Below are 2088 nucleotides of genomic sequence, written 5' to 3'. Positions count from 1 at the left end.
ATCCTGCACGATCTCGGGGTGCGGTCGGTGCGGCTGCTCACCAACAACCCCGCCAAGATCACGGGTCTGGAAGACAACGGGATCTCCGTGATCGGCCGTGAACCCCTGCACGTCGGGGTCGTGCCGGCGAACGTGCGCTACCTCGAAACCAAACGGCGCCGCATGGGGCACATGCTGCCTGCAGCCGAGGGCTGACCTTCGGCGTCCGTTCGAAAGCTCCTCGCGAGGGTGCGGCCTGTAGTGGAATCGAGCGTGATCAGGACGACTCGGCAGGAGTGATCGGCATGCGACCCACCGGCATCACGGCAAATCTGAACGTCCCCGACATCGAGGAGGCTCGAAGTTTCTACACCGACTATCTCGGGCTCTCCGTCGAAGAGATGAACCTGGGGTGGGTGGCTCGGTTCAAAACTCCGGACGGGCGGGCCGTCGTCCAGCTCGTCAGCGGCGACGCGACCGCACCGGTCGATTCCGTGCTGTCCGTCCACGTCGGCGACCAGGTGGAAGCGGCTTACGAGGAGGCGCAGCGTCGGGGGTTCGACATCGTCTATCCGCTGACGACGGAACCGTGGGGTGTGCGTAGGTTCTTCGTGCGCGCGCCGGACGGTTCCGTCGTCAACATCGTCAGTCACTCGGACGATGCCGGATAAGACGCGCTACCGGAGCGGCTGACGAGAAAGACAGCAGCGCGATGCCGGCATCGCGCTGCTGTCTCTCCCGACTGCGGCACCTGACTATTGCGAAACGCCCTCTCCGACGGACGCGGCGTCGAGAACCGGCGCCTCGGTTCCGAGGTGCTCGGGGCGGAGTGCCCGCTCGCCGGCGACCTGCGCGGCGATCTGTTCGAGCCGCTCAGCGTGCTCGGGGTCGATGGTCACGTCGAGGGCGCCGACGTTCTCCCGCAGGTATTCCTTGTGCCGGGTTCCCGGGATCGGGACGACGTCCTCACCACGGGACAGCACCCACGCGAGTGCGACCTGGCCGGGTTGTGCGCCGATCTCGGTCGCGATGCGGGCGACCTCGTCGGCCAACAGGCGGTTGGTCTCGAACACGTCCTGCGCGAAGCGCGGATGTCGCGCGCGGCGGCCGGTGACGTCGGCGGGCTGCTGCAGGCGGCCGGTGAGCCATCCGCGTCCGAGCGGTGAATACGTGACGATGCCGATACCGAGTTCGCGGACGACGTCGGCCGTGGTGTCCTCGATCTGCCGGCTGAACAGCGACCATTCGTTCTGGATCGCGGTGACCGGGTGGATGGCGTGTGCGCGGCGGATGGTGCCGGGGCCGGCCTCGGAAAGGCCGATGTAGCGGATCTTTCCGGCCTCGACGAGTTCCGCGAGTGCTCCGACGGTCTCCTCGATCGGCACCTCGGGGTCGACGCGGTGCTGGTAGTAGAGGTCGATGTGGTCGATGCCGAGTCGGCGCAGCGACGCCTCGACGGCGGTCCGGACGTACTCGGGGCGGCCGTCGACGGAGCGGTGGTCGGGGTTGGTGTCGCGGTCGAGTGCGTTCCCGAACTTCGTCGCGATGATCAGGTCGTCGCGGCGGCCCGCGATGGCACGCCCGAGCAGGATCTCGCTGTATTCCGGTCCGTACACGTCGGCGGTGTCGAAGAAGTTGATGCCGAGGTCGATCGCCTCGTCCACCAGCGCGGTGGACAGCGCCTGCTCGTCGGCGTCGGCCGAGGTGGTGAAGCTCATGAAGCCGAGTCCGAGGGCCGATACGGACAGTCCGTCGCTGCCGAGTCGGCGCGTGGGGATGGTTGTCACTGGTCGTTCGCTTTCTCTGGGTGGTGGGCTAGATGCCGACGTATCGGCTGCTCGCGGAGTGGTTCTGCCAGCCGGTTTCGCCGACGTAGCGGTTCTCCGGCCGGTCCAGGCCGAGGTGGTCGCGCAGCGTGGTGCCGATCCTGCGCAAGCGCGGCATCTTCCGCCACGAGTACACCGGCACCACGTGGTCGACGAACGGCTCGAGCCCGGTCGGGAACGAGTCGGCGTTGAGGTTGAATCCGTCGGCCGCCTCGCCGAGGAACCACTTCTCGATGTCGTCGGCGATCTGTTCGGGCGTGCCCACGATTTGCCGGTGCGCACC

Annotated in this window: 2 protein-coding genes and 2 pseudogenes; 2 read left to right on the top strand and 2 right to left on the bottom strand. The window is 67.4% G+C overall.

All coding sequences use genetic code 11. The features are described 5' to 3' along the window. Together I0Q12_RS16340 and I0Q12_RS16335 are read left to right on the top strand one after the other, a co-directional pair. Positions 1-195 (top strand): annotated as a pseudogene (locus tag I0Q12_RS16340) (bifunctional 3,4-dihydroxy-2-butanone-4-phosphate synthase/GTP cyclohydrolase II); the annotation flags it as partial. Between the two features lie 89 nt (positions 196-284). Further along, complete coding sequence (locus I0Q12_RS16335) at positions 285-650, top strand: VOC family protein (protein WP_197252898.1); 366 nt, start codon at positions 285-287, stop codon at positions 648-650. An 84-nt stretch (positions 651-734) separates the two neighbouring features. Here the strand turns inward: I0Q12_RS16335 and I0Q12_RS16330 are convergent, their stop codons facing one another. Both I0Q12_RS16330 and I0Q12_RS33020 read right to left on the bottom strand, forming a co-directional pair. Further along, a complete protein-coding gene (locus I0Q12_RS16330; RefSeq protein ID WP_307846282.1) occupies positions 735-1766 on the bottom strand; it encodes an aldo/keto reductase in 1032 nt (343 codons plus the stop codon). A 28-nt stretch (positions 1767-1794) separates the two neighbouring features. Then, a pseudogene (locus tag I0Q12_RS33020) lies at positions 1795-2088 on the bottom strand (hypothetical protein); the annotation flags it as partial.

Source organism: Rhodococcus sp. CX (genome assembly GCF_015865005.1).
Classification (GTDB): Bacteria; Actinomycetota; Actinomycetes; order Mycobacteriales; family Mycobacteriaceae; genus Rhodococcus.
This window is presented reverse-complemented; position numbering and strand designations above follow the sequence as displayed.

Bases quoted from the DNA above. Each gene is read 5' to 3' on its own strand.
- I0Q12_RS16335 (WP_197252898.1), top strand. From the start codon at position 285: ATGCGACCCACCGGCATCACGGCAAATCTGAACGTCCCCGACATCGAG.